Here is a 2,258-nt window from a genome sequence, read left to right as displayed (position 1 = left end):
GTGGTGGCCAGGGCCGCTCCAGCGGCGGCGGGCAGGGCCGCTCCAGCGGCGCGAGCACCCAGGCGGCCCGGGGTGGCGGTCAGGGCCGTTCGCCGCAGGCCCGTCCTGCCGGCGCTCCGCCTCCTCCGGCCGCGGGGGCCAGCACGCCTCCGCCCCGGCGTCAGTTCTCCAAGTGGGGCTGAGCCCCGGCCACCCTCCCGGGTGAGCAGGGAATGATCGACTTCAAGACGCCCGGGTCCTCGCATGAGGGTCCGGGCGTTCGTCTTTCCGGGGCGTGATAGCGTCACGTCCCGTTTTCTGGGGGTGCCTCGCACCCCTCTGCCATCAGGACACGCCCTCTTCCATGACGCGCTCGGCTGACGGTGAGCTGCACATCGATTCGGTCCTCCGGAACACCTACAAAGTCGTCTCCGTGTTGGGTCGGGGCGGCATGGGGTCGGTGTTCCTGGCCCAGCACCTGCGACTTCCAGGCAAGCACGTGGCGGTCAAGGTGCTGCGCGTCGGCGACCACGTGAGCCCGGACATCCACGTGCGCTTCCGGCGCGAGGCGGAGATCGCCTCCCGGTTGGGGCACCCCAACATCGTGGAGGTGCTGGACTTCGACACGCTGGAGGACGGCAGTCCGTTCCTGGTGCTGGAGTACCTGCGCGGGGAGAGCCTCCAGGACCGGCTGCGGCACGGACGGCTGTCGGTGGAGGAGGTGTTCTCGTTCACGCGGCAGATGGGTTCGGCGCTGCAGACGGCGCACCGCGCGGGCATCGTCCACCGGGACCTGAAGCCGGCGAACATCTTCCTGGTGCCCACCGACTCCGGCGGCGTGGTGGGCGAGCGCGTGAAGCTGCTCGACTTCGGCATCTCGAAGGTCATGTCCTCCGAGACGCTCCAGACGCAGGACGCGGTGCTCATCGGCACGCCGCAATACATGTCGCCCGAGCAGGCGCAGGGGCGCAACCGGCAGATCGACGCGAGGACGGACCTGTTCGCGCTGGGCGGCATCGTGTTCGAGATGCTCTCCGGGATGACGCCGTTCGGCGGAGGTTCGCTGGCGCAGATCATCTACCGCGTGGTGCACGAGCCGCCGGTGTCGCTCGCCACGCTGATGCCGGAGCTGCCGGCGAACATCCCGGCGGCGGTGTCGCGCGCGCTGGCGAAGAACCCGGATGACCGCTACCCGGACGTGGGGGCGTTCATCGCGGACCTCACCGGGACGACGCTCCAGTCGCTGCCGGAGACCGCGGAGATGCGGGCGTCGCGGACCTTCACGCGCACGTCGCCTCCGTCGGGCATCGCCCTGCCCTCCTCGGCGCTGGATGACGCGGGGGCGATGGGCGCGACGATGGCGCCCGTGAGCAGGGCACCGTCCACGAACCGCTTCGGTCCGGGTGACCTCGCGGCGGCGGACGCCATCGGCTTCGACGCGACGATGGCCCCCGGAGGCACGGCCCAGTACGGACAGCAGCCCCAGGCAGCCGCGCCTGAAGACACGATGGGCTTTGGCGCGACGCAGATGCCGACCCCGGGCGTCGTGAGGCCCTCGGGCGTGGCGCTGCCAGCGGTGGCGGCCGGAGCCGTGGCCTCGCAGCATGGCGCGCCGGTCCAGGGCGGCGTCGCGGGGCAGTCGTACGCGAGCGGAGGCTTTCCCGGGCAGTACGTCGCGCCGGGAAGCATGGGCGGGCAGCAGGCCGCGCCGGGCTACGTCACGGGGCAGCACGTCGCACCGGGCAGCGTCGGTGGGCAGCAGGCCATGCCGGGAAGCTTCAGTGGCCAGCAGGCCGTGCCGGGCCACGCCCCGGGTCCGCACGCGGCAGCGGGCAGCATGGGCGGCCAGCAGGCCGCGCCGGGCAGTTTCAGTGGCCAGCAGGTCGTGCCGGGAAGCTTCAGTGGCCAGCAGGCCGTGCCGGCCAGCTTCGGTGGCCAGCAGTTCATCCCGGGCCACGTCTCGGGGCCGCAGTCCGTGCCCGGCAGCATCGGTGGCCAGCAGGCCGTGCCCGGCAGCTTCAGTGGCCAGCAGGGTGCTCCCGGCAGCGTCGGAGGGCACATCCTGAGCCCCCAGGGGCAGCTGCTCGCCCCGGTGAGCGTGAGTGGCTCCCCGGGACAGCCCGGTCCATCGACGCTGCCCGTGGAAGCCTCCGCCGGCGGCAAGCCGAAGTCGCGCCTGGTGCCCATCGTGGGCACCGCCGCGCTCATCCTGGGAGCCGTGGGGCTGGGCTGGTGGTTGCGGCCTCCCCCTCCCGTCGCTCCGCCGCCCACCGTGAGCA

General features: G+C 72.6%; 1 protein-coding gene and 1 pseudogene. Both read left to right on the top strand.

All coding sequences use genetic code 11. The annotated features are described in order from the left end of the window. Positions 1-182: pseudogene (locus D7V93_RS46300) on the top strand (DEAD/DEAH box helicase); the annotation flags it as partial. 161 nt (positions 183-343) lie between these two features. After that, positions 344-2,258 (top strand): serine/threonine protein kinase (locus D7V93_RS42040; protein WP_147451642.1); only part of this gene is annotated, 1,915 nt, incomplete at its 3' end.

This window comes from Corallococcus llansteffanensis (assembly GCF_003612055.1).
In the GTDB taxonomy this organism is placed as follows: Bacteria; Myxococcota; Myxococcia; order Myxococcales; family Myxococcaceae; genus Corallococcus; species Corallococcus llansteffanensis.
The sequence above is the reverse complement of the archived record's forward strand: the minus strand, read 5'-3'. Positions and strand labels throughout refer to the sequence as shown.